Annotated in this window: 19 protein-coding genes; 12 read left to right on the plus strand and 7 right to left on the minus strand. The window is 67.2% G+C overall.

Annotation, left to right across the window (positions count from 1 at the left end; translation table 11 throughout):
- Window positions 1-116: 116 nt before the first annotated feature.
- From IPP91_12250 to IPP91_12260, 3 genes are all read left to right on the plus strand, one after another.
- Entirely contained in the window at window positions 117-1,253 is a 1,137-nt protein-coding gene (locus tag IPP91_12250; protein ID MBL0142840.1) for a magnesium transporter, read from the plus strand.
- Between the two features lie 85 nt (window positions 1,254-1,338).
- Complete coding sequence (locus IPP91_12255; GenBank protein MBL0142841.1) at window positions 1,339-1,848, plus strand: hypothetical protein; 510 nt, start codon at window positions 1,339-1,341, stop codon at window positions 1,846-1,848.
- Window positions 1,845-2,720 carry a M48 family metalloprotease gene (locus tag IPP91_12260; GenBank protein ID MBL0142842.1) on the plus strand — a complete coding sequence of 292 codons (876 nt, stop codon included), beginning with the start codon at window positions 1,845-1,847 and terminating at the stop codon, window positions 2,718-2,720. The genes IPP91_12255 and IPP91_12260 overlap by 4 nt, the downstream gene beginning before the upstream one ends.
- Window positions 2,721-2,767: 47 nt before the next feature.
- On the opposite strand, the gene IPP91_12265 is transcribed toward IPP91_12260, so the two are convergent.
- From IPP91_12265 to IPP91_12275, 3 genes are read right to left on the minus strand one after another with little or no spacing between them, the layout of a single operon-like run.
- A complete protein-coding gene (locus tag IPP91_12265; protein ID MBL0142843.1) occupies window positions 2,768-4,021 on the minus strand; it encodes an alanine--glyoxylate aminotransferase family protein in 1,254 nt (417 codons plus the stop codon).
- Window position 4,022: 1 nt separating this feature from the next.
- The gene (gene ttcA, locus IPP91_12270; protein MBL0142844.1) at window positions 4,023-4,937 is read right to left on the minus strand and encodes a tRNA 2-thiocytidine(32) synthetase TtcA; all 915 of its coding nucleotides are present in this window, start codon (window positions 4,935-4,937) and stop codon (window positions 4,023-4,025) included.
- A 4-nt stretch (window positions 4,938-4,941) separates the two neighbouring features.
- Entirely contained in the window at window positions 4,942-5,682 is a 741-nt protein-coding gene (locus tag IPP91_12275) for a pteridine reductase (GenBank protein MBL0142845.1), read from the minus strand.
- Between the two features lie 105 nt (window positions 5,683-5,787).
- On the opposite strand from IPP91_12275, the gene IPP91_12280 reads away from it, so the two are divergent.
- The 3 genes from IPP91_12280 to IPP91_12290 all read left to right on the plus strand — a co-directional run bounded on the left by IPP91_12280 (window position 5,788) and on the right by IPP91_12290 (window position 8,876).
- Complete coding sequence (locus tag IPP91_12280) at window positions 5,788-6,969, plus strand: SAM-dependent methyltransferase (GenBank protein ID MBL0142846.1); 1,182 nt, start codon at window positions 5,788-5,790, stop codon at window positions 6,967-6,969.
- 107 nt (window positions 6,970-7,076) lie between these two features.
- Window positions 7,077-8,045 carry a TAXI family TRAP transporter solute-binding subunit gene (locus IPP91_12285; GenBank protein MBL0142847.1) on the plus strand — a complete coding sequence of 323 codons (969 nt, stop codon included), beginning with the start codon at window positions 7,077-7,079 and terminating at the stop codon, window positions 8,043-8,045.
- A gap of 270 nt (window positions 8,046-8,315) precedes the next feature.
- Complete coding sequence (locus IPP91_12290; GenBank protein ID MBL0142848.1) at window positions 8,316-8,876, plus strand: phasin family protein; 561 nt, start codon at window positions 8,316-8,318, stop codon at window positions 8,874-8,876.
- Window positions 8,877-9,037: 161 nt separating this feature from the next.
- Here the strand turns inward: IPP91_12290 and IPP91_12295 are convergent, their stop codons facing one another.
- From IPP91_12295 to IPP91_12310, 4 genes are read right to left on the minus strand one after another with little or no spacing between them, the layout of a single operon-like run.
- Window positions 9,038-10,144 (minus strand): multifunctional CCA tRNA nucleotidyl transferase/2'3'-cyclic phosphodiesterase/2'nucleotidase/phosphatase, encoded by a 1,107-nt coding sequence (locus IPP91_12295; GenBank protein MBL0142849.1) that lies wholly within the window; start codon window positions 10,142-10,144, stop codon window positions 9,038-9,040.
- Between the two features lie 21 nt (window positions 10,145-10,165).
- Complete coding sequence (locus IPP91_12300; protein ID MBL0142850.1) at window positions 10,166-10,840, minus strand: glutathione S-transferase family protein; 675 nt, start codon at window positions 10,838-10,840, stop codon at window positions 10,166-10,168.
- Window position 10,841: 1 nt separating this feature from the next.
- Window positions 10,842-11,789 (minus strand): complex I NDUFA9 subunit family protein, encoded by a 948-nt coding sequence (locus IPP91_12305; GenBank protein MBL0142851.1) that lies wholly within the window; start codon window positions 11,787-11,789, stop codon window positions 10,842-10,844.
- A complete protein-coding gene (locus tag IPP91_12310) occupies window positions 11,789-13,714 on the minus strand; it encodes a lytic transglycosylase domain-containing protein (protein MBL0142852.1) in 1,926 nt (641 codons plus the stop codon). The genes IPP91_12305 and IPP91_12310 overlap by 1 nt, the downstream gene beginning before the upstream one ends.
- A gap of 154 nt (window positions 13,715-13,868) precedes the next feature.
- Between IPP91_12310 and IPP91_12315 the strand changes: the two genes are divergently transcribed.
- From IPP91_12315 to IPP91_12340, 6 genes are all read left to right on the plus strand, one after another.
- Window positions 13,869-14,612, plus strand: coding sequence for a TerC family protein (locus IPP91_12315; GenBank protein MBL0142853.1), 744 nt, complete (start codon window positions 13,869-13,871; stop codon window positions 14,610-14,612).
- A gap of 45 nt (window positions 14,613-14,657) precedes the next feature.
- Window positions 14,658-15,083, plus strand: coding sequence for a universal stress protein (locus IPP91_12320; GenBank protein MBL0142854.1), 426 nt, complete (start codon window positions 14,658-14,660; stop codon window positions 15,081-15,083).
- A 225-nt stretch (window positions 15,084-15,308) separates the two neighbouring features.
- Window positions 15,309-16,319: a tripartite tricarboxylate transporter substrate binding protein gene (locus tag IPP91_12325; GenBank protein MBL0142855.1), complete on the plus strand. Its 1,011-nt coding sequence runs from the start codon at window positions 15,309-15,311 to the stop codon at window positions 16,317-16,319.
- Between the two features lie 60 nt (window positions 16,320-16,379).
- Window positions 16,380-16,889 carry a tripartite tricarboxylate transporter TctB family protein gene (locus tag IPP91_12330; GenBank protein ID MBL0142856.1) on the plus strand — a complete coding sequence of 170 codons (510 nt, stop codon included), beginning with the start codon at window positions 16,380-16,382 and terminating at the stop codon, window positions 16,887-16,889.
- A gap of 16 nt (window positions 16,890-16,905) precedes the next feature.
- The gene (locus IPP91_12335) at window positions 16,906-18,432 is read left to right on the plus strand and encodes a tripartite tricarboxylate transporter permease (GenBank protein MBL0142857.1); all 1,527 of its coding nucleotides are present in this window, start codon (window positions 16,906-16,908) and stop codon (window positions 18,430-18,432) included.
- A 1-nt stretch (window position 18,433) separates the two neighbouring features.
- On the plus strand, window positions 18,434-19,273 hold the full coding sequence (locus tag IPP91_12340; GenBank protein MBL0142858.1) for a cytidylate kinase family protein: 840 nt from the start codon (window positions 18,434-18,436) through the stop codon (window positions 19,271-19,273).

Genomic DNA, 19,273 nt, shown 5'->3' on the forward strand with positions numbered 1-19,273 from the left:
TAGAATCGCGGCACTTTCGCGACACTCCGGAGCCCGCTGTGACCCAGCCGAACGTCGAAGAGCGCCAGTCCCTCGCTGCAAGTCTGAAGTCGCAGCCTGCACGCGAGGCCGCAAGGATGTTGGCGGTCGAGGAGCCCGCGCGCGCGTTGGAGGCGCTCGCGCAGATGAACCCGGGAGCGGCCCAGGACATCCTCGCCGAGTTGCCGGCGGAAGCGCTCGCCATCCTCTCGCGGATGGCCGCGCCGGAAGTGGCGAAGCAGTGGCTGCGAAATGCCCGCTGCGCGACGGCCTCCATCGGGCGCCTCATGGAACCGGCCTATGCCGTTTTCTCACCGGACATGAGCGTGGGCGAGTCCATCGAGCAGCTGCGTGCGGTCGTGCAGACGGTGCACGTCACCTATGGCTATGTCACGGACCCGGAAGGCAAGCTCCTGGGGCTCGTGACGATGCGCGATCTCCTATTCAGCGAGCACGAAGCGAAGCTGGGCGACGTGATGCTCAGGGGCGCGTTCTCCTTCCGCGCCTCCATGCCGCTGTCCGAGGCCATGAAGCTCACCCTCAACCGGCATTACCCCGTCTATCCCGTCTGCGACGAGTCGGGCAAGCTCATCGGGCTCGTGCGCGGTGCGGCCATGTTCGAGGAGCAGGCTTTCGAGATCACCGCCCAGCCCGGCTCGATGGTGGGCGTGGAGAAGGAGGAGCGCGTGACCACCTCCCTCGGGCGGGCATTCAAGTTCCGCCATCCGTGGCTGCAGCTGAACCTCCTGACGGCGTTTGCCGCCGGGGGTGTGGTGGCCCTGTTCCAGGGCACGGTGGACAAGTTCGTGATCCTCGCGACCTTCCTCCCGGTGCTGGCGGGCCAGTCGGGCAACACCGGCTGCCAGGCGCTTGCGGTGACGGTGCGCGGAATTACGCTGGGCGATATCCGGATGGGTGCCGGCAAGCTGCTCGTCGCGAAGGAGTTCTTCCTCGGACTCGCCAACGGAGCGGTGACCGGGGTGCTTTGCGGGGTGGCAATGTACGTCCTGGCGATGATGCAGGATTCGCCTCACGCGACACTGCTGGGCATCTCCGTGTTTCTTGCGATGACGGGCAGCTGCGCGGTGAGCGGTGTTTCGGGGGCGCTCGTGCCGCTCGTCCTGAAGAGGCTGGGCGCGGACCCGGCCACGGCCTCGAGCATCATCGTCACCACGGCGACGGATGTCGCGAGCATGGGGATGCTGCTCGGCCTCGCGACGATTCTGGTGCGGTGAACTGCGTGGCCGGGGAACGAGCCGGCCCGATGGCCGGGCAAGGGGTGCATTGAATATTGGGGGCGGGAGACCTATCATCCCCGCCATGCTCATCCGATTCCTTCTTCCACTGCTCCTCGCGGGCTTGTCGCTGATCGGCGACGCCTTCGCGCAGGATCAGGCGTTCGCCAATCGCGCCACCGATCTCAAGGAGCGCCCCGCGGCCGATGCCCGGACGCTCGCGCCGCTGGCCGCCGATGCCCCGGTCAAGGTGCTCGCGCGCCAGGGCGCCTGGACCCAGGTCGAGGCCGGCACGCAGCGCGGCTGGGTTCGCGCCTTCCACCTGCGCTTCCCGTCCACGGTCGAGACATCGTCGTCGGGCAGCGGCATCACGTCCCTCTTCGGCTTCGGAAACAAGAAGGGTCCGGAGACGTCCAAGGTGGCTACCCTCGGCATTCGCGGCCTCACGCCCGAGGATTTCAAGAATGCCTCCCCCGACCCGGCGGCGCTGAAGAAGATGCAGTCCTGGCGGTCAGACAAGGCCTCTGCCGAGCGCTTTGCCCGGGAGGCGAAGCTCGCGCCGGTGGCGGTCGCGTACGCGGGAGGCGGCTCGTGAGAAGGCTCGTCGGGATGCTGGCGCTCGCCGCGGCGCTGCCTGCGCAGGCTCAGTTCGACATCGGCCGGATGCTCGACCTGGGCCGGAAGGCCGTGGAGGTCGCGCCCAAGATCCAGGAGGCCACGAAGGAATACTCCGTCGAGGAGGAGGTGGCCCTCGGCGACGGCATCGCATCGGGCTTTCTCGGGGCCACCAAGCTGCACCCCGACGAGCGCCTGCAGCGCTACGTGAACCGCATCGGCCGGTGGCTCGCATCCCAGACGGAGCGCCCGGACCTGCCTTGGACCTTCGGCGTGATCGACACCGACACCATCAACGCCTTCGCGATGCCCGGCGGCACCGTGATCGTCTCGCACGGGCTGGTGAAGCGCCTGGCGAGCGAGTCCGAGCTGGCGGGCGTGCTGGCCCACGAGATCGCGCATGTGCTGAAGAAGCACCAGCTCGCCGCGATCCAGTCGGGCGCGTGGGGCGACGTCGCGTCCTCCGTGGGCAAGGAGGCCATCGCGCAATCGAGGCTCGGCCGCAACGACGTGCTCGGGATCAAGGGGCAACTGACCGACATGGGCGTGAACCTCGTGAGGGACGGATTCTTCCTGCGGCCCCTGGATCGGGACATGGAATACGAGGCGGACCGCATCGGCGTGGTGGTCGCGACGCGCGGGGGCTACGATCCCTACGGCCTCGTCTCCGTCATGCAGATGCTCGCCCAGGTGAAGCCGGAGGATGCCGGGGCGTCCATCTCGATGAGCACGCACCCATCGGCGGCCGACCGCCTGACCGAACTCGAGAAGGTGGTGCCCGTGGCGCTGGAGAGATACGCGTCCCAGCCGCAGGTTGGCGGCCGCTTCCGCCAGGCCGTGGGCGTGAAGTAAAAAAGGAGTAAAAAAGGGGTCTGTCCCCTTTTTTGTTCTTGCTGCCGCTACTTGAGGTTCGCGACCTTCCTGCGCGCTTCCTGCGCGTGCAACTGCGCATAGGCCTGGTGCGCGGCGGCTTCCGCCTCGCCCACCTTGATTGGCAGCCCCATGTCCTGCAGGACGGAACCCAGGGCCGACAGGCACAGCATCACGTTTTCCGCCTTGCACGAGTAGCCCATGATGCCGACCCGCCAGATCTTGCCGGCGAGCGGCCCGAGTCCGGCGCCGATCTCGAGGTTGAATTCCGTGAGCAGGGTCTTCCTCACCTGCGCCTCGCGGTCGCGCGCGGCCTCGGGAATGTGCACCGCGTTCATCTGCGGCAGGCGTGCGCCTTCCTTGACCAGGTACTTGAGACCCATCGCCTCGAGCCCCGCCTTGAGCGCGACATGGTGGCGGTGGTGGCGCGCCCAGCAGTTCTCCAGGCCTTCCTCCTTGATGAGGAGGAGCGCCTCGTGCAGCGCGTACAGGCTGTTGGTGGGCGCGGTGTGGTGGTAGGTGCGGGTGGTGGCGCCCCAGTAGCCCAGCAGGAGGTTCATGTCCATGAACCAGCTGTGGATCTTGTCCTTGCGGGCCTTCACATGCTCCACGACGCGGTCGTTGAAGGAAACGGGAGACAGGCCCGGCGTGCACGACAGGCACTTCTGGCTGGCCGAATAGACGGCGTCGATCTCCCAGTCGTCCACCATCACCGGCGTGCCGGCCAGCGAGGTGACCGCGTCCACGATGGTGAGCGCCCCGTGCTTGTGGGCCACCGAGACGAGGGTCTTCGCGTCCGACTGCACGCCGGTGGAGGTCTCCGCGTGCACGAAGGCGACGATGCGTGCATCCGGGTTCTTCTTGAGTGCGCTCTCGAGCTTGTCGGGGTCGCAAGGCTCGCCCCAGGTGTCCTCGACCACCACGGCGGTGCCGCCCGCGCGCTCGACGTTCTCGATCATGCGGCCGCCGAACACGCCGTTGCGGCAGACGATCACCTTGTCGCCCGGGGCGACCAGGTTCACGAAGCAGTACTCCATGCCCACCGAACCCGGGCCCGAAACCGGGAAAGTGAGCGCGTTATTCGTCTGGTAGGCGTAGCGCAGCAGCGACTTCAGCTCCTCCATCATCTCGACGAAAATCGGGTCGAGGTAGCCGATGGCCGGCAGGCTCATCGCCGCCATCACGCGCGGGTTGATCTCGGAGGGGCCCGGTCCCATGAGGGTGCGCTGCGGCGGGTGGAAGGAATGGATCTTCTTCGTGGGGGCGAGTTGCTTGAGCGTCATTTCAGAATCCTTGCGTGAAGCGCACGACGGTTCCCTGCAGGGTGTCCTGCAGGGGCTGGGGATCCAGGGCGGTGTCGCCGTCGGGTTGCGGAGTGCCGTCGGCCACCAGGTTTGCGAAGTCGAAGAGCGCGCGGTCCATCAGGTGCGAGGCAGTCACGCGCGTGAGGGCGCTGAAGATCGATATCACGCGCCCGGGATGCGTCTTTTCCCATTCGCGCAGCATCGCCTTCACCTGCTTCCTCTGCATGTTTTCCTGGGATCCGCAAAGGTCGCAGGGGATGATCGGAAACTGCCTGTCCACGGCGTAGGCGGCGAGGTCCCTCTCCTCCACGTACGCGAGGGGCCGGATCACGATGTGGCGCCCGTCGTCGGAGGCGAGCTTGGGCGACATCGCCTTGATCTTGCCGTTGTGGAAGAGGTTGAGGAAGAAGGTCTCGAGGATATCGTCGCGGTGGTGCCCGAGCGCGATCCGCGTGGCGCCCAGTTCCTTCGCGACGCGGTAGAGCACTCCGCGGCGAAGACGCGAGCACAGGCTGCACATGGTCTTGCCCTCGGGGATGATGCGTTTCACCACCGAGTGGGTGTCCTGGACCTCTATCCGGTACGGCACCCCTCGCGAAGCGAGGTATTCGGGCAGGACGTGCGCCGGGAAGCCGGGGTGGCGCTGGTCGAGGTTCACCGCGACGACCTCGAACTTCACCGGGGCGCAGTCGCGCAGGTGCAGCAGGATGTCCAGCAGCGCGTAGCTGTCCTTGCCGCCGGACAGGCACACCATCACCTTGTCGCCCGCCTCGATCATCGAGAAGTCGGCGATGGCCTCGCCCACGAGGCGGCGAATGCGCTTGCGGCGCTTCGAGGCCTCGAAGTCGGCCTTGCGGGTATCCTGCGCGGGCACGGGAAGGATGGCGATGGTCATCGGGCTAGAGGGCAATCGAGCGCCCGCCGTCAACCGCGAGAACCTGGCCGGTGACGAATGGGGCATCGAAAAGCAGATATTTTACCGCGCCCGCGACGTCCTCCGGACTACCCACCCGGCGAAGAGGCGTTTGTACCGTGATGCGCTCGCGTTCCCCGGGCGGGAACGCCGCGCCATCGTCGGGCCACAGGATCGCCCCCGGGGAGACGCCGTTGACTCGCACCTCGGGCGCAAGCTCCAGGGCGAGGGCGCGCGTGAGGCCGACCAGCCCGCTCTTCGCGACGCAATAGGCGAGGAAGCCCGCCAGAGGCCGTTCGGCGTGGATATCCACGATGTTCACGATGGCGCCGCGCGAGGCACGCAGGTGCGGTGCAGCCGCCTTTGCGAGGAAGAGCGGCGCGCGCAGGTTGGTGCCGACGAGATCCTCCCAGGCCCCGGCCCCGAGGTCGGCAAGCGGCGTGGCATGGAAGGAGGAGGCGTTGTTCACCAGACCATCGAGCCGGCCGAAGCGGGCGGTGGCCTCCTCCACGAGACCGGGCAGGCGGGCGCAATCGAGGAGATCGCCTTCCACGAGCGCGGTCGAGCCGCCTCGAACGGCTTCGAGATCGGCGAGCAGGCGGTCGGCCTCGGCACGGGACCGATGGCAGTGGACGACGACACTCGCGCCGGCCGCATGCACGGCGCGAACGATGGCGGCGCCGACCCGGCGAGCGCCGCCCGTCACGAGAACCGCAGGCTGGCCCATGGTGCTATATTCCCTCAAAGTATCGCCCCGCCTTCGATGGGACGGCAGCAGAGGCGAGAGTGTAGCGAAATCCCCGAACGATTCCCGATCGCGACCTCATTCCCGATGCCTCCCCCGGTCGATTCATCCCTGCCGTTTCCACCGCCCGAGGCGGCCGCGCACTCGCGCGAGCTGGCCGAGTGCATCGCGAACGCGATCGCGGAAGAAGGCGGGTGGATCCCGTTCTCCCGATTCATGGAGCTCACGCTCTACACGCCGGGTTTCGGGTATTACGCCGCGGGGTCGCGCAAGATCGGGGTCGACGGCGATTTCATCACGGCGCCCGAGATCACTCCGGTCTTCGCCCGCTGCCTGGCGCAGCAAGTCCGGCAAGTGCTCGACTTTGCCGGAAGCGAAATCCTCGAGCTGGGGCCGGGGACGGGGGTCCTGGCTGCCGACCTGTTCGCGGAGCTCAAGGCCCAGGACGCCGCGCCGACGCGCTATCGCCTTCTCGAGGTGAGCCCCGAGCTGCGCGAACGCCAGCGTGCCCTCATCGCCGAGCGCCACCCGGGCGATGCCGGTCGCTTCGAGTGGATCGATCGGCTGCCGGAACGCATCGACGGCATGATTCTCGCCAATGAGGTGCTGGATGTCCTGCCCTGTGCGCTGGTGCATCGCACGGGCGGGGAAATCGTCGAAAGGGGCGTAGTCGTCACCGATGCCGGATTCGGGTGGGAAGACATGGCCCTGCCCGAAGGCGAGCTCAAGCGACGCGCGAACGTCGTGATCCCTGCGGGCGACTACGAGTACCTCACCGAAGTGAACCTCGCCGCCGAGGCGCTCGTGCGCACGGTCGCTGGCGCTCTGCGCCGCGGTCTCGCCCTCTTCATCGATTACGGGTACGCGCGCGGCGAGTACTACCACCCCCAGAGGTCGATGGGCACGTTGCGCTGCCATTACCGCCACCGCTACCACAACGACCCGTTCCTCGTGCCGGGGCTGCAGGACATCACGGCGCACGTGGATTTCACTGCCATGGCCCTCGCGGCGCAGTCGGCCGGCGCGGAGGTCATGGGCTACACGACACAGGCCCATTTCCTGATTTCCTGCGGCCTGGGGGTCATCGTTTCGGGAGGCGACCCCAGCATGACGCTCTCCCGCCTCAAGGTGACCAGCGCGGTGCGCCGGCTGATCGATCCGTCTGAAATGGGAGAGCTCTTCAAGGTGCTGGGGATAGGGCGTGGAATTGATTTTCCGCTGACCGGCTTCCAGTCCGCTCGGCCGCTATCGCTCGGCATTGCCGAGTAGGCCGCCGACTTTTCGATAGAATGGCGAGTTGCGTCGTCCGCAAGCCTGACGACTAACTGGCGGAGAGGGGCGAGATCCCCCCCGCGTGGACAAAAGGAGCGAAGAGAATGAGGAAGATCATCGCAGTCGTGGCCGCCCTGGTTGCGGCCGTCGGGTTGGGCACGGCCGGCGCGCAGGACAAGAAGGTCCGTCTGTCGATCGGCACGGGAGGCACGGCCGGGGTGTATTACCCCCTCGGTGGCGGCCTCGCCGCGCTCATTTCCAAGTTCGTTCCCGGCGTGGAGGCGACCGCCGAGGTGACCGGCGGGTCGGTTGCCAACCTGCAGCTCATCGGGGGCGGCAAGTCGGAGGTGGGATTCACCATGGCCGACTCGGCCTGGGATGCCTACAACGGCCTCGAAAAGTTCAAGGACAAGAAGGTCGGCGTGCGCACGCTCGTCGTCTTCTACCCCAACCGCATGCAGGTCGCGACGGTCGAGAGCACGGGCATCACGAAGATGTCCGACCTCAAGGGCAAGCGCGTCGCAACGGGCTCGCCGAGTTCCGGAACCGAAGTGATGTCCATGCGCCTGCTCGAGGCCTTCGGCCTGGACCCCAACAAGGACGTCCACCGCGAACGCCTCTCGCTCGCCGAGAGCGTCAACGCGCTCAAGGACGGAAAGGTCGATGCGCTCACGTGGGTCGGCGGCGTGCCCACGCCGGGCCTCACCGACCTGGCGGCCACGCCGGGCAAGAAGATCGTGCTCATCGACCACGGCGACGGCGCGGAGGCCATGCGAAAGAAGTACGGCCCGATCTACGTGAAGAACCGGATCCTCGCCAACGCCTATCCGGGCGAGTCGCGCGACACCACCAACGTGGACGTGTGGAACCTCCTCGTGGTGCCCGAGTCGGCTGACGAGAACCTCGTTTACCAGATCACGAAGACGATGTTCGAGAAGAAGGATGACCTGGTGAGGGTTCACAAGGACGCCTCCTTCCTCTCCCTCGACAACCAGCTCACCGGCGCCTCGCCGATCCCGTTCCATCCGGGAGCGCTCAGGTACTTCAAGGAGAAGGGCCTCAAGGTCAACTGAGGCGCCTTTCTGCCCGCCGGCTGCCGGCGCGGCGTACCGAAGGGGCCCGCTCGCGGGCCCTTTCTGTTTCCCGTGGCGGGAGTTCCGGCCCCCGGAGCGCGCGCAAGTCCTTGATTTCCCTTACCCGGAAAGTCTATGCTGCAGTGCAATAAATATTCTGTAAACCCTCTTGACTTGACTGCAGGAAGGTCTACAATTCGTATTTGTGCAGTGCAGCAATTTTTGCTGCCTCAGCCGATCACCCCAGGCCAATCCCACAAGGAGACAATCATGTTCAAGGTCGACCAGTTCAGCGCCACCAACGAAGCCGCGATCAACCAGTTCGCCTACTTCGCCCAGCTTTCCCTCGCCAACCTCGAGAAGTTCGCCGAGATGGGCCTCGATGCCGCCCGCGATTCCGTCGAGCAAGCCACCGCGCACGCCGCGGCACTGGCCGGCGCGAAGGACGTGCACGAAGTCATCGCCATCAACTCCGCCGCCCTCGAACCGGCGATGAAGCGCGCCTACGCCTACTCGCGCACCGTGTACGAGACCGCTGCCGAGACCAACGCCGAAGTGAAGGGCGTGTTCGAGAAGCAGGCCGCGGAAGCCAACAGGACCGCCGTTGCCGCCCTCGAAGAAGCCTTCAAGAACGCGCCGGCCGGCTCGGAAGCCTACCTGGGCAACGTGAAGTCCGCGATGGCCGCCGCGCAGAGCGCGTTTGCCAACCTCGCCTCGATCAACAAGCAGCTCTACGACACGGTCGAGAATGCTGTCGAGCAAAACGTCGCGACCGTCCAGTCCGCCGCCAAGGCCCCGAAGGCCCCGGTCCGCAAGGCGAAGCGCAAGTAATGACCCGCGCCCGCCAGGGCGCGTGAAGTGATCGCTCGATGAAGACCCCCGGTTTCGACCGGGGGTTTTTTTGCCTCGGGGAACCGGACTCGCGCCCGCGCCCAGGTACCGGACTGCTGCATGCAATCCCCCCGCGCCACGGATTGGGGGGAACGATCACCTCAGGCGCCCGGGAGGGCGTTCGCAATCCGCGCAGCGCGCGCGGCATGGATGGCGGTGCGCACCGATTGCGGGTGCTCGCGAGCGATGGCCGCGGCGTCCACCTCCAGGGCAGCCGAGCGGGCGGCCCGGATCCTTTCCCGAGGCACGCGCCGCGCAAGTCCGCGGGCGCGCAAGTCGCACTCGCACGCGTCCATGAGCCGCTCGAGCCGCTCGGGCCGGCGAAACGCGTCGGCTCGCTCGAGCAGGGCGAGGAGGGCCTCCGGTCCGAGGGCGGCGGCGCCTTCGACCGCGGCGCGTTCACGGGCGACGAGTCCGGCGAGATCGCGGCATTCGCCCGGGATATTGATGCGCTCGCAGAGCGCCGCCACCGCCTCGGGCGCGAGCCCGAGGGTGAGGCAGGCAAGGCGCACCGGAAGGTCGAAGGCGGTCGAAGCCTCGAGACGGACCGCCAACAGGGCCGCCCCGTCTCCCCGGGCGAGCACGTCCACTTCCGGCAGCACGCGCGCCAGGGCCCCGCACTCGCGAAGCACTTCGATCATCCGCGCCGGCGCAGTCTCCTGCAGGCCGCGAGCGAGCTCCTGCCAGACGCGCTCGGGGACGAGGTGGTCGGCCTCGCCCGATTCCACCATGCCGCGCATCAGGCGCATCGTTTCCGGGGCCACGCTGAAACCGAATCGAGCCGCGAACCGGGCCACGCGCAGGATCCGCACCGGATCCTCCGCGAACGCCTCGCTCACGTGCCGCAGAATTCCGCTGCGCAGGTCCGCGGCCCCGCCGTAGGGGTCGATCAGCACCCCGTCATCGCCGCGCGCGATGGCGTTGATGGTGAGGTCGCGCCGGCGCAGGTCGTCCTCGAGGGTCACGTCGGGCGAGGCGTGGAAGGCGAAGCCCCTGTAGCCGGGGGCGCTCTTGCGCTCGGTGCGGGCGAGCGCATATTCCTCGTGCGTCTGCGGGTGCAGGAAAACCGGGAAATCGGATCCCACGGCGCGAAACCCGCGAGCCGTCATTTCGGCGGGCGTTGCCCCGACCACCACCCAGTCCCGGTCGGCGACGGGGCGGCCGAGAAGCTCGTCCCGCACCGAACCGCCGACCGCGTAGGTCTTCATCTCGTCTTCCCGGGGCACGCGTCAGGGGCGCAGAAGCTGCGCGTAGGGTTCGTCCTCGGCCACGAGCTCCGTCTCCGCGAGCGCGCCTTCGACCCACGCCCGCACGCCGGGCGCCGCCTTCATCGCGTCGCAGTAACGCGAGGCGACCGGTCCGCAGGCAACGGCGTAGGTTGCGAAGCGCATGACCACCGGCGCGAACATCGCGTCGGCAGCCGAGAAAGCGCCGAAGAGAAAATCGCCGCCGGAGCCGAAGCGCGACCTGGCCTCGGTCCAGAGCCGCTCGATCCGGTCGATGTTGGCGCGCACCTGCGGCGTCATGCCCTTGCCCGGATGGCTCGAGCGGATGTTCATCGGCATCTTCGTGCGCAGGTCGCCGAACCCGGCGTGCATCTCGGCGGCGGCCGAGCGCGCGAAGGCGCGTGCGGCTGGGTCGGCGGGCCAGGCGCCCTTGTCCGGAAACCATTCGGCCACCGTTTCCATGATGGCGAGCGAGTCCCAGACGGCGATGTCGCCCCTCCAGAGGACGGGCACGAGCCCGGAGGGCGACCAGCGACCGATGCCGTCGTCCCATTCGCCGGAATGGAAGCGCAGCTTCTTCTCCTCGAAGGCGATGCCGAGCTGGGTCAGCAGCACCCAGGGCCGCATCGACCACGACGAGTAGTTCCTGTTGCCGATGACAAGGGTCAGGCCGGCCATTTCACCTCCCGAAGCGGCGGCGATAGTTTGCGTAGCGGCCGCGAAGGCCCGTGCCCGCCATGTATTCCGGCACGATCGCCTCCATTGCCGCGGGCGCGATCCCGAATACCCCGGGGAAAGGGCATCCGCACACGCTGTCGATCTTCATCGAAGCCAGGTTGTCCCGCGTCATCACCGGACCCGGCAGGTGCTCGAGCACGAATGCCTGGGCAAGCGCCGCCCACCCGGGCAGGGCGATGATCACGCGGCTTTTCCCCTGCAGCCCTGCCACGAAGCGGACAATCTGCGCGAGCGTGTATGTGCCGGGTCCGCAGAGTTCGTAGGACTGTCCGATGGTGCGTGTGTCGTCCACCGACACGGCAACGGCTTGCGCGACGTCTTCCACCCACACCGGCTGAAACCTTACGCCCGCACCGGCGAGAGGCACGATCGGAAGGGGCTTCACGAGCCCCGCGAACAGGTTGAGAAAGCTGTCGTCCTGCCCGAATATCACCGAGGGCTTGTACACCGTGACGGCAAGCCCGGCCCCCTCTTCGCGCAAGGCGTCCTCGCCCTGGCCCCGGGAACGCAGGTATTCGCTGGGCCCGTCGCGCCCGGCGTGCAGAGCGCTCATGTGCAGGAGCCGCGAAACCCCCGCCGCGCGGCAGGCGCGCGCGAGGCGGCGCGGCAACTCGACGTGGACCTTCTCGAAAGGCTCGCGGCGGCTCTGGTGGAGTATGCCGACGAGGTTCACCACCGCATCGACGCCGTCCAGCGCACGGGCGAGATCCCCGTCGTCGTGCGGGCTCCCGGCGACAATGTCGATCGACGGGATCACCTGCAGCGGCCTTGCCTTCATGCGGTCGCGCGTGAGGATGCGAGGCGCGATGGCGCGCGCGGCAAGTTGCGAGCACACCGACCGGCCGACGAAGCCGGTAGCGCCCAGGACGAGGACGCGACTGGGGCTCATCACGGAATCGCGGCGACGCTGGCCGCCTCATTGGCATTGCGGCCGGGCACCGTCCCCATGAGGCTGCGCAGGCTGGCGGTGCGGCCGGTGAGGCGGTGGGTGTAGTACCACGCGTTGGCCATGACTTTCTTCACGTAGTCGCGCGTCTCGTTGAAGGGGATCGACTCGGCGTAGATCGCGCCTTCGAGGGGCTTCGCGTCCCGCCAGCGTTTCGCGCGACCCGGCCCGGCGTTGTAGCCGGCCGTGGCCAGCACGGGGTCGCCCAGGTCCGCGAGCACCCGGTGGAAGTAATAGGTGCCCATCGTGACGTTCACGTCCGGCTGTGCGAGGAGGGCGGGACGGTAGGATGGCAGGGAGATCTGCTTCGCAACCCAGCGGGCAGTGGCGGGCATGAGTTGCATGAGCCCCATCGCGCCCGCACGCGACCGGGCCGAGGCGTTGAACCGGCTTTCCTGCCGGATGATGCCGAAGACCAGCGCTTCGTCCACGTTCCATTGCCGGGATGCAGCGGAGAGCGGCGCCTGGTGAGGGGTCGGATAGCGACGCGTGAAGTCGTGCAATGCCGCCGTGCGATCCGCGGCGCCGATGGCGCGGTCAACGAGTCCGGCCTGCAGGGCAAGTTCGGAAGCGGCGAGGTAGCCCCGGTCGTCCAGCGCGCGCAGGCCGTAAAGCCATTCGCGAAACGCTTCGGGGTTCATGTCCAGCTTGTACAGCGCGATGGCCCGGCCAATCGCGGGAATGGCGCGGACGCGGGCGAGGTCTTCCTCGGCGATGGGCGGGGAGGTCCAGTCGGGGCTTTCGACGGCGCCGACCGCTTCGGCGGCCAGCAGGCCGTAGAAATTGCGTTCGCCGGCGAGCGGACGCATCAGGGCATCGGATGCCGGCCGCTCCCCCTCCTCGGCGAGCGCCCGGGCCAGCCAGTAGCGCCACGCGGGATCGCGCGCCTCTTCCGGCGACATGAGGTTCACCGCGGCGCGCACCGAGCCCCAGTCGCCTGCGCGAAGCGCCGCCCTCACTTTCCACTGCAGTTGGGCGTCGGTGAAGGGCCCCTCGCCGGCCTCGAGGTACCACTCGAGGGCGCGTGGGTGATGCACTTGCGCCGCGGCGTGCGCAATCTGTGCCCAGCCGTATCGCGTGTCGTCGGCCCCAAGCACCGTGGCTCGGGATTGCAGGTGCTTCGCGGCGTCGTCCGGACGGGAGCGCGCCAGGCGCGAAACGGCGAAGAGAAGCAATTCGTGGGTCGCGCGCCCCGGAATGCTCGATTTCTCGGCGGCCAGGTAGCGATCCGGTTCGGCCCGGGCGCGCTCGAGCGCCTTTTCATTCATCTGTTCCGCCGTCGCGAGGAATGCATTCGCGCGGCGCACATCCTTCAGGAGGCCCGCGGCGAGGAGTTTGCGGATTCTCTCCCACGCTTCAGGCGAGCCGATGAGGCGCTCGCGGGCCGCTGCCTCGAAGGGCGGCGTGCAGGAGGCGGGCGCCTCGCGTCCGGCGAGCCACAGGCCGCGGGCTTCGCGAAGCGCTTCGGCATCCCCGCGGGCAAGGCGCTCCTGGAGGGAATAGCAGGTGACTTCCGTGTCCTCCTGCGCGAGAGCCGGATACTCCTGGCGGAACAGGTCCCACTGCCGCGTGGCGCCCAGGCTGCGCAGCCATTCGCGGCGCAGCGGGTCCGCCAGCGGGCTGTCGGCGTGGGCCGCGAGAAAGGCGCGGATGGCCTCGGGCGAGGCCTTGTCGAGAGTGGCCGAAAGAAGCCAGTAGGCCGGGTACGATTCCAGCGGGTGCCCGATCGTGCGCGCGCGAAAGGTCTCGAGCGCCTTCACGTTGCCGCGCTGGGCGGCATCGCGCGCCGCGACGATATCCGCGTCGGCGGCCTGCGCCGCGACAGCGAACGCCATGAAGGCCGGCGCCAGGAAACGATTCTTGAACAAGGTCAACGCCACGAGGGTTCCGATCGCCTATTCTCGCGGCCATTATAGGGGCTCGGCGCATCCATTCCCGCTTGATGATCGGGAGGAGATGAACGATCGGGTACCATTGACGTGGCCGGCCGGAGAGAGCGGGCGGACAGGGAGGAAACGAAGCATGGGCGAAGTGATGACGGCGCAGTTCTGGACCGGGCTGATGGCGATCATCGGCGTGAACATCGTGCTGTCGGGAGACAACGCCGTCGTGATCGCCCTGGCCGCCAGGTCGCTGCCGCCCAAGCAGCAGAAGGCCGCCATCTTCTGGGGCAGCAGCGCCGCCATCGTGATGCGGATCATCCTCACGATCGTGGCGGTGGAGCTGCTGCGCCTGCCCTTCCTCAAGCTCGTGGGTGCCGCCCTGCTGGTGTGGATCGCGGTTCAGCTGCTGCTTCCGGAAGGCGAGGGCGAAGGCGGGGAGCCGGTCGCAGGCAACCTCTGGTCAGCCATCCGGACGATCCTCATCGCCGACCTCGTGATGAGCCTGGACAACGTGATCGGGGTGGCGGCTGCCGCCAAGGGCAGCATTACGCTGCTGGTCCTGGGGCTCGCGATCAGCATTCCGCTGGTGATATTCGGGAGCACCCTGCTGCTGAAGCTCATGGTGCGCTTTCCCATCATCATCACGGGAGGAGCGGCGCTCCTGGGCTGGGTGTCCGGCGACATGGCGGTGACCGACCCGGCGGTGGGCGAGTGGGTCAATAGCCATGCGGCCTGGCTCCATACGGTCGCACCGGCGGCGGGAGCCATCGCGGTCGTGGCCTTCGGCAAGTGGCTCGCCTCGAGGGCGCAGGCCAGGATCTATGCCGAGCCGGCGGTGGACCTTGCCAAGGCCGACCCGCCGGGTGGCGGGACGGGCGCCTGAGGGCTTCCGAAAACCGGTCAATCTGTCTGATCCAGGGAGAACGAGATGTTCCGGATTCTGGTTGCGGTCGATGGGTCCGAGTCCTCGGACCGGGCTGTTGCTCACCTGTTGAAAAAACTGGCGTGGTACAAGGAGAGTCCCGAGATCCACCTGCTGAACGTGCAGACGGCCCTGCCGAGCGACGTGAGCCGGTTCATCTCCGCGGAGCAGCTCCAGCGCTTTCACTGGGAGCAGGGAGAGGCGGCGCTCGCCTCCGCCCGGGCCATCCTGGCCGGGGCGAGCATTGCCCACGTGACCCACATCGGCGTGGGCGAGCCGGCCCACGCGATCGCGCACTACGCGAACGAGAAGGCGATCGACCAGGTTGTGATGGGAACACGGGGCCTGGGTTCCGTCGCGGGCCTCGTGATGGGCTCGGTCACCACCAAGGTGCTGAGCCTCACGGACGTTCCCGTCCTGCTCATCCGCTAGACGCCTGGATGCCGCGCGCCGCGCTGGCCGCCTCGTGCGGCGACTATTGCGGCTTCGATTGACCCGGGTCAAGAGACGGCCTCCCCCTCGCGGTCCTAGAATGGGTTCGTCGCCGTCCGAGCGGCCTGGGGATGGACGCGGAAAGCAATTAACGTCCGCAATCCTTCTGCGCGAGATAACATCCGTCATGCCCATGCAAACTTCCGCCACTTGAGGAGATATTCGATGACACATTGCACTTTCGCGAAAAGCCTGCTGGTCGCCGTGGTCGCCAGCGCTTTCTCCATCCTGACTCCCGCGCTCGCCTGGGAGCCCACGAAGACCGTCGAGTTCATCGTGCCCGCGGGCACGGGAGGCGGCGCAGACCAGATGGCGCGCTTCATCCAGTCGGTCGTCGCCAAGAACAACCTGATGAAGCAGGGCATGGTCGTGGTGAACAAGGGCGGCGGCGCGGGCGCCGAAGGCTTCCTCGAGGTGAAGAACTCGAAGGGCGACCCGCACAAGATCGTGATCACGCTGTCGAACCTTTTCACCACGCCGCTCGCGACGGGCGTGCCCTTCAGCTGGAAGGACCTCACGCCGGTCCGCATGATGGCGCTCGACCAGTTCGTCCTCTGGGTGAATGCCGAGACACCCTACAAGACGGCCAAGGATTACGTCGAGGCGGTGAAGAAGGCCGGTCCCGGCAAGTTCAAGATGGGCGGCACCGGCTCCAAGCAGGAGGACCAGATCATCACGGTTGCCCTCGAGAAGCAGGCCGGCATCAAGTTCATCTACATCCCGTACAAGGGCGGCGGCGAGGTGGCCACGCAGCTCGTCGGCAAGCACATCGATTCGAGCGTGAACAATCCGATCGAGGCCGTGGCCCAGTGGCGCGGCGGCAACCTGCGTCCGCTGTGCGTGTTCGACGCGCAGCGCATGCCCTACAAGGAAATGGTCACCAAAGACATGAGCTGGGGCGACATCCCCACGTGCAAGGAGTCCGGCGTGAACACGGAGTACGTGATGCTGCGCGGCATCTTCATGCCCGGAGGCGTGACGCCGGACCAGGTGAAGTACTACGTGGACCTCCTCGAGAAGGTCCGCAGCACTCCGGAGTGGAAGAAGTTCATGGAAAATGGCGCGTTCAACCAGACGGCGCTTACCGGCAAGGAGTACCTGGACTGGGTCGAGAAGGCGGACAAGGTGCACCACGAACTCATGAAGGAAGCGGGCTTCCTCGCGGCCCCCAAGTAGTGCGCCACCTGGGGCCCCGACATCCGGGGCCCTTTGTTTCCGTTTCCGGGAGGCAGTGGAATGGATGAGAAGAAGCCGGTGGCGTCCGTACGCGCCGCCGAATCTGTTGTTGCACTCGCGTTTCTCGTGTTCGGGCTCGTGGTGGTCTGGGACAGCCGGCGGCTGGGTGCCGAGTGGGGGTCGGATGGCCCGCAGGCGGGCTACTTTCCCTTCTACGTGGGGCTGCTGGTGTGCGTATCGTCCGTGGCCAACCTCCTTCGCGCGATCGGCATGGGCGAAAAGGGGAAGGAAGCCTTCGTGGAATGGGGGCAGCTGCGGATGATCCTGGTCGTCATGATCCCGACCGTCATTTACGTCGCGCTCATTGCCAATCCGTGGTTCAGCATGGGCATCTACGCGGCCTCGACGCTCTTCATTGCCATATTCATGTACTTCCTGGGCAAGTACACGTGGCGCAGAATCATCCCGGTCTCCGTGGGCACCATGGTCTTCTTCTTCCTGATGTTCGAGATCTGGTTCAAGGTACCCCTGCCCAAGGGGCCGCTCGAAGCGGCATTCGGGTTCAACTGACGGGGACCAGAGAGAAATGGAAGAAATCCAGTCCCTCATCGGCGGCTTCGCCGTCGCCCTGTCGTGGTTCAACGTGGCGCTCATGCTCGCGGGCATCAGCCTGGGTGTGCTGATCGGCGTGCTGCCCGGACTCGGGGGCGCCAACGGCGTGGCGATCCTCCTGCCCCTCACCTTCACGATGGCGCAGCAGCCGGGGGGCGCCACGTCGGCGATCATCCTGCTTTCGTGCATCTACTGGGGCGCCCTGTTCGGCGGTGCCATCACGTCGATCCTGTTCAACATCCCGGGAGAGCCGTGGTCCGTCGCGACCACCTTCGACGGCTATCCGCTGGCGCAGAAGGGGCGGGCGGGCGCGGCACTCACCGCCGCCTTCTCCTCGTCCTTCGTGGGCGCCCTGGTCGCGGTGATCCTCATCACGTTCATCTCCCCGGTCATCGCGAAATTCGCGTTGCGGTTCGGGCCTCCGGAGTTCTTCTCGGTCTATCTGCTCACCTTCTGCGCCTTCGTGGGGATGTCGAAGGGCGCGCCCTTCAAGACCGTCGCGGCGATGATGTCGGGCTTCGCGCTCGCCGCCGTGGGGATCGATACCGTCACCGGGCAGTTGCGGCTCACGTTCGACATCCCGGAGCTCCTCAAGGGTTTCGACTTCCTCATCGCGGTCATCGGCCTCTTCGGCATCGGCGAGATCCTGCTCACGATCGAGGAGGGGCTGGAGTTCAAGGGCACGCGCGCCAAGCTCGACATGAAGGTCGTGATAGAGACGTGGAAGGAGCTGCCGAGGTACTGGAGGACATCCGTCCGCGCCTCGTTCGTGGGCTGCATGATGGGCATCGTGCCCGGAGGCGCCACGCCCGCGTCGTTCATGTCCTACGGGCTGGCGAAGAAGATGAGCAAGGATGGCGAGCTCTTCGGCACCGGAATGGTGGAGGGCGTGGTGGCGCCGGAAACCGCGGCGCACGCCGCGGGCACCTCCGCCCTGCTGCCCATGCTGACGCTCGGCGTCCCGGGCTCTCCCACGGCCGCGGTGCTCCTCGGCGGACTCCTCATCTGGGGCCTGCAGCCCGGCCCGCTCCTCTTCACGGAGCAGAAGGATTTCGTGTGGGGCCTCATCGCCTCCATGTACCTGGGCAACATCGTGGGCCTCATCGTGGTGCTCACCTGCGTGCCGCTTTTTGCCGCGATACTGCGCGTGCCCTTCTCGATCATCGCGCCGGTGATCCTGGTGATCTGCGCGATCGGCGCGTACACGGTGCACAACTCGATGTTCGACGTCTGGCTGATGGTGGCTTTCGGCGTCCTCGGCTACGTCTTCAAGAAGCTCGACTACCCGATGGCTCCGCTCGTGCTCGCGCTCGTGCTGGGCGACCGGGCCGAGGACTCCTTCCGCCAGTCGATGCTCGGCTCGGGAGGCGACCTGTCGGTGTTCTTCGCGAACGGACTGGTGGGCACGATCACCGGCCTTTCGCTCCTGCTCCTCTTCTGGCCGCTCATCTCGCAGGGGATCGCCCTGCTGCGCGACCGCCACGGCAACGGAGGCAAGTGACATGGCTGTCATCGCGTTCACCCAGGAGATGGCGACGCTCGGCTCCGACGTGGCCCTGGGCGTGTGCGAGGCCCTGGGCCTCGAGATGGTCCGCCACGAGGTTGGCGACCACGTCGCCGGCAAGATGCAGGTGAAGAAAAGCCTCATCCGGCGACTGCGCGAAGGCAAGGCCGGCCCCTTCGAGCGCTGGACCGCCGACGAGAAGTCGATCTCGATCTTCACCGCGGAGGAGATCTACGATCTCGCCGTGAAGGGCAACGTGCTCGTCCGGGGCTGGGGAGCGACGATGCTCCTGCAATCGGTGGCCCACGTTCCCTGCGTGCGCGTGTGCGCGCCGATGGAGCTGCGCGTGCAGCGCCTCATGAAGCGGCTCGAAACGGACGACGAAAAGCTCGCCCGGCACGAGATCACGGTGGACGACCATGCGCGGGCCTCGCGCATGTCGGAGCACTTCGGCGTGCAGTGGGGCGATCCGACCCTTTACGACCTCACGCTCAACACCGAGCGCATCCCAATCGCCACCTGCGTGGACATGGTGGTCGGGCTCGCGAAGAGCGCGTCCTTCCTGGAGACGCCAGAATCCCGCCGGCACCTCGCCGATCTCGCGCTGCGCTCGAGGGCGCGGGCCGTGCTCAAGGCGAATCCGGGCACGGCGGGGATCGACGTCGCCATCGAGGCGAAGGACGGACGGCTGATCCTGCGCGGCATCGTTGCCAACGAGCGGGAACACGCGCTTTGCCGGGAAGTGGTCGGCGCCCTCGCGGGCAGTGCCGGCATCGAGGACGAACTCACGACGATGTCGGGCCGCATGAAGACCTTCCCGCAGCAACCCCGCAAGTAG

It is taken from the genome of Betaproteobacteria bacterium, assembly GCA_016720855.1.
Taxonomy (GTDB): domain Bacteria; phylum Pseudomonadota; class Gammaproteobacteria; order Burkholderiales; family Usitatibacteraceae; genus FEB-7.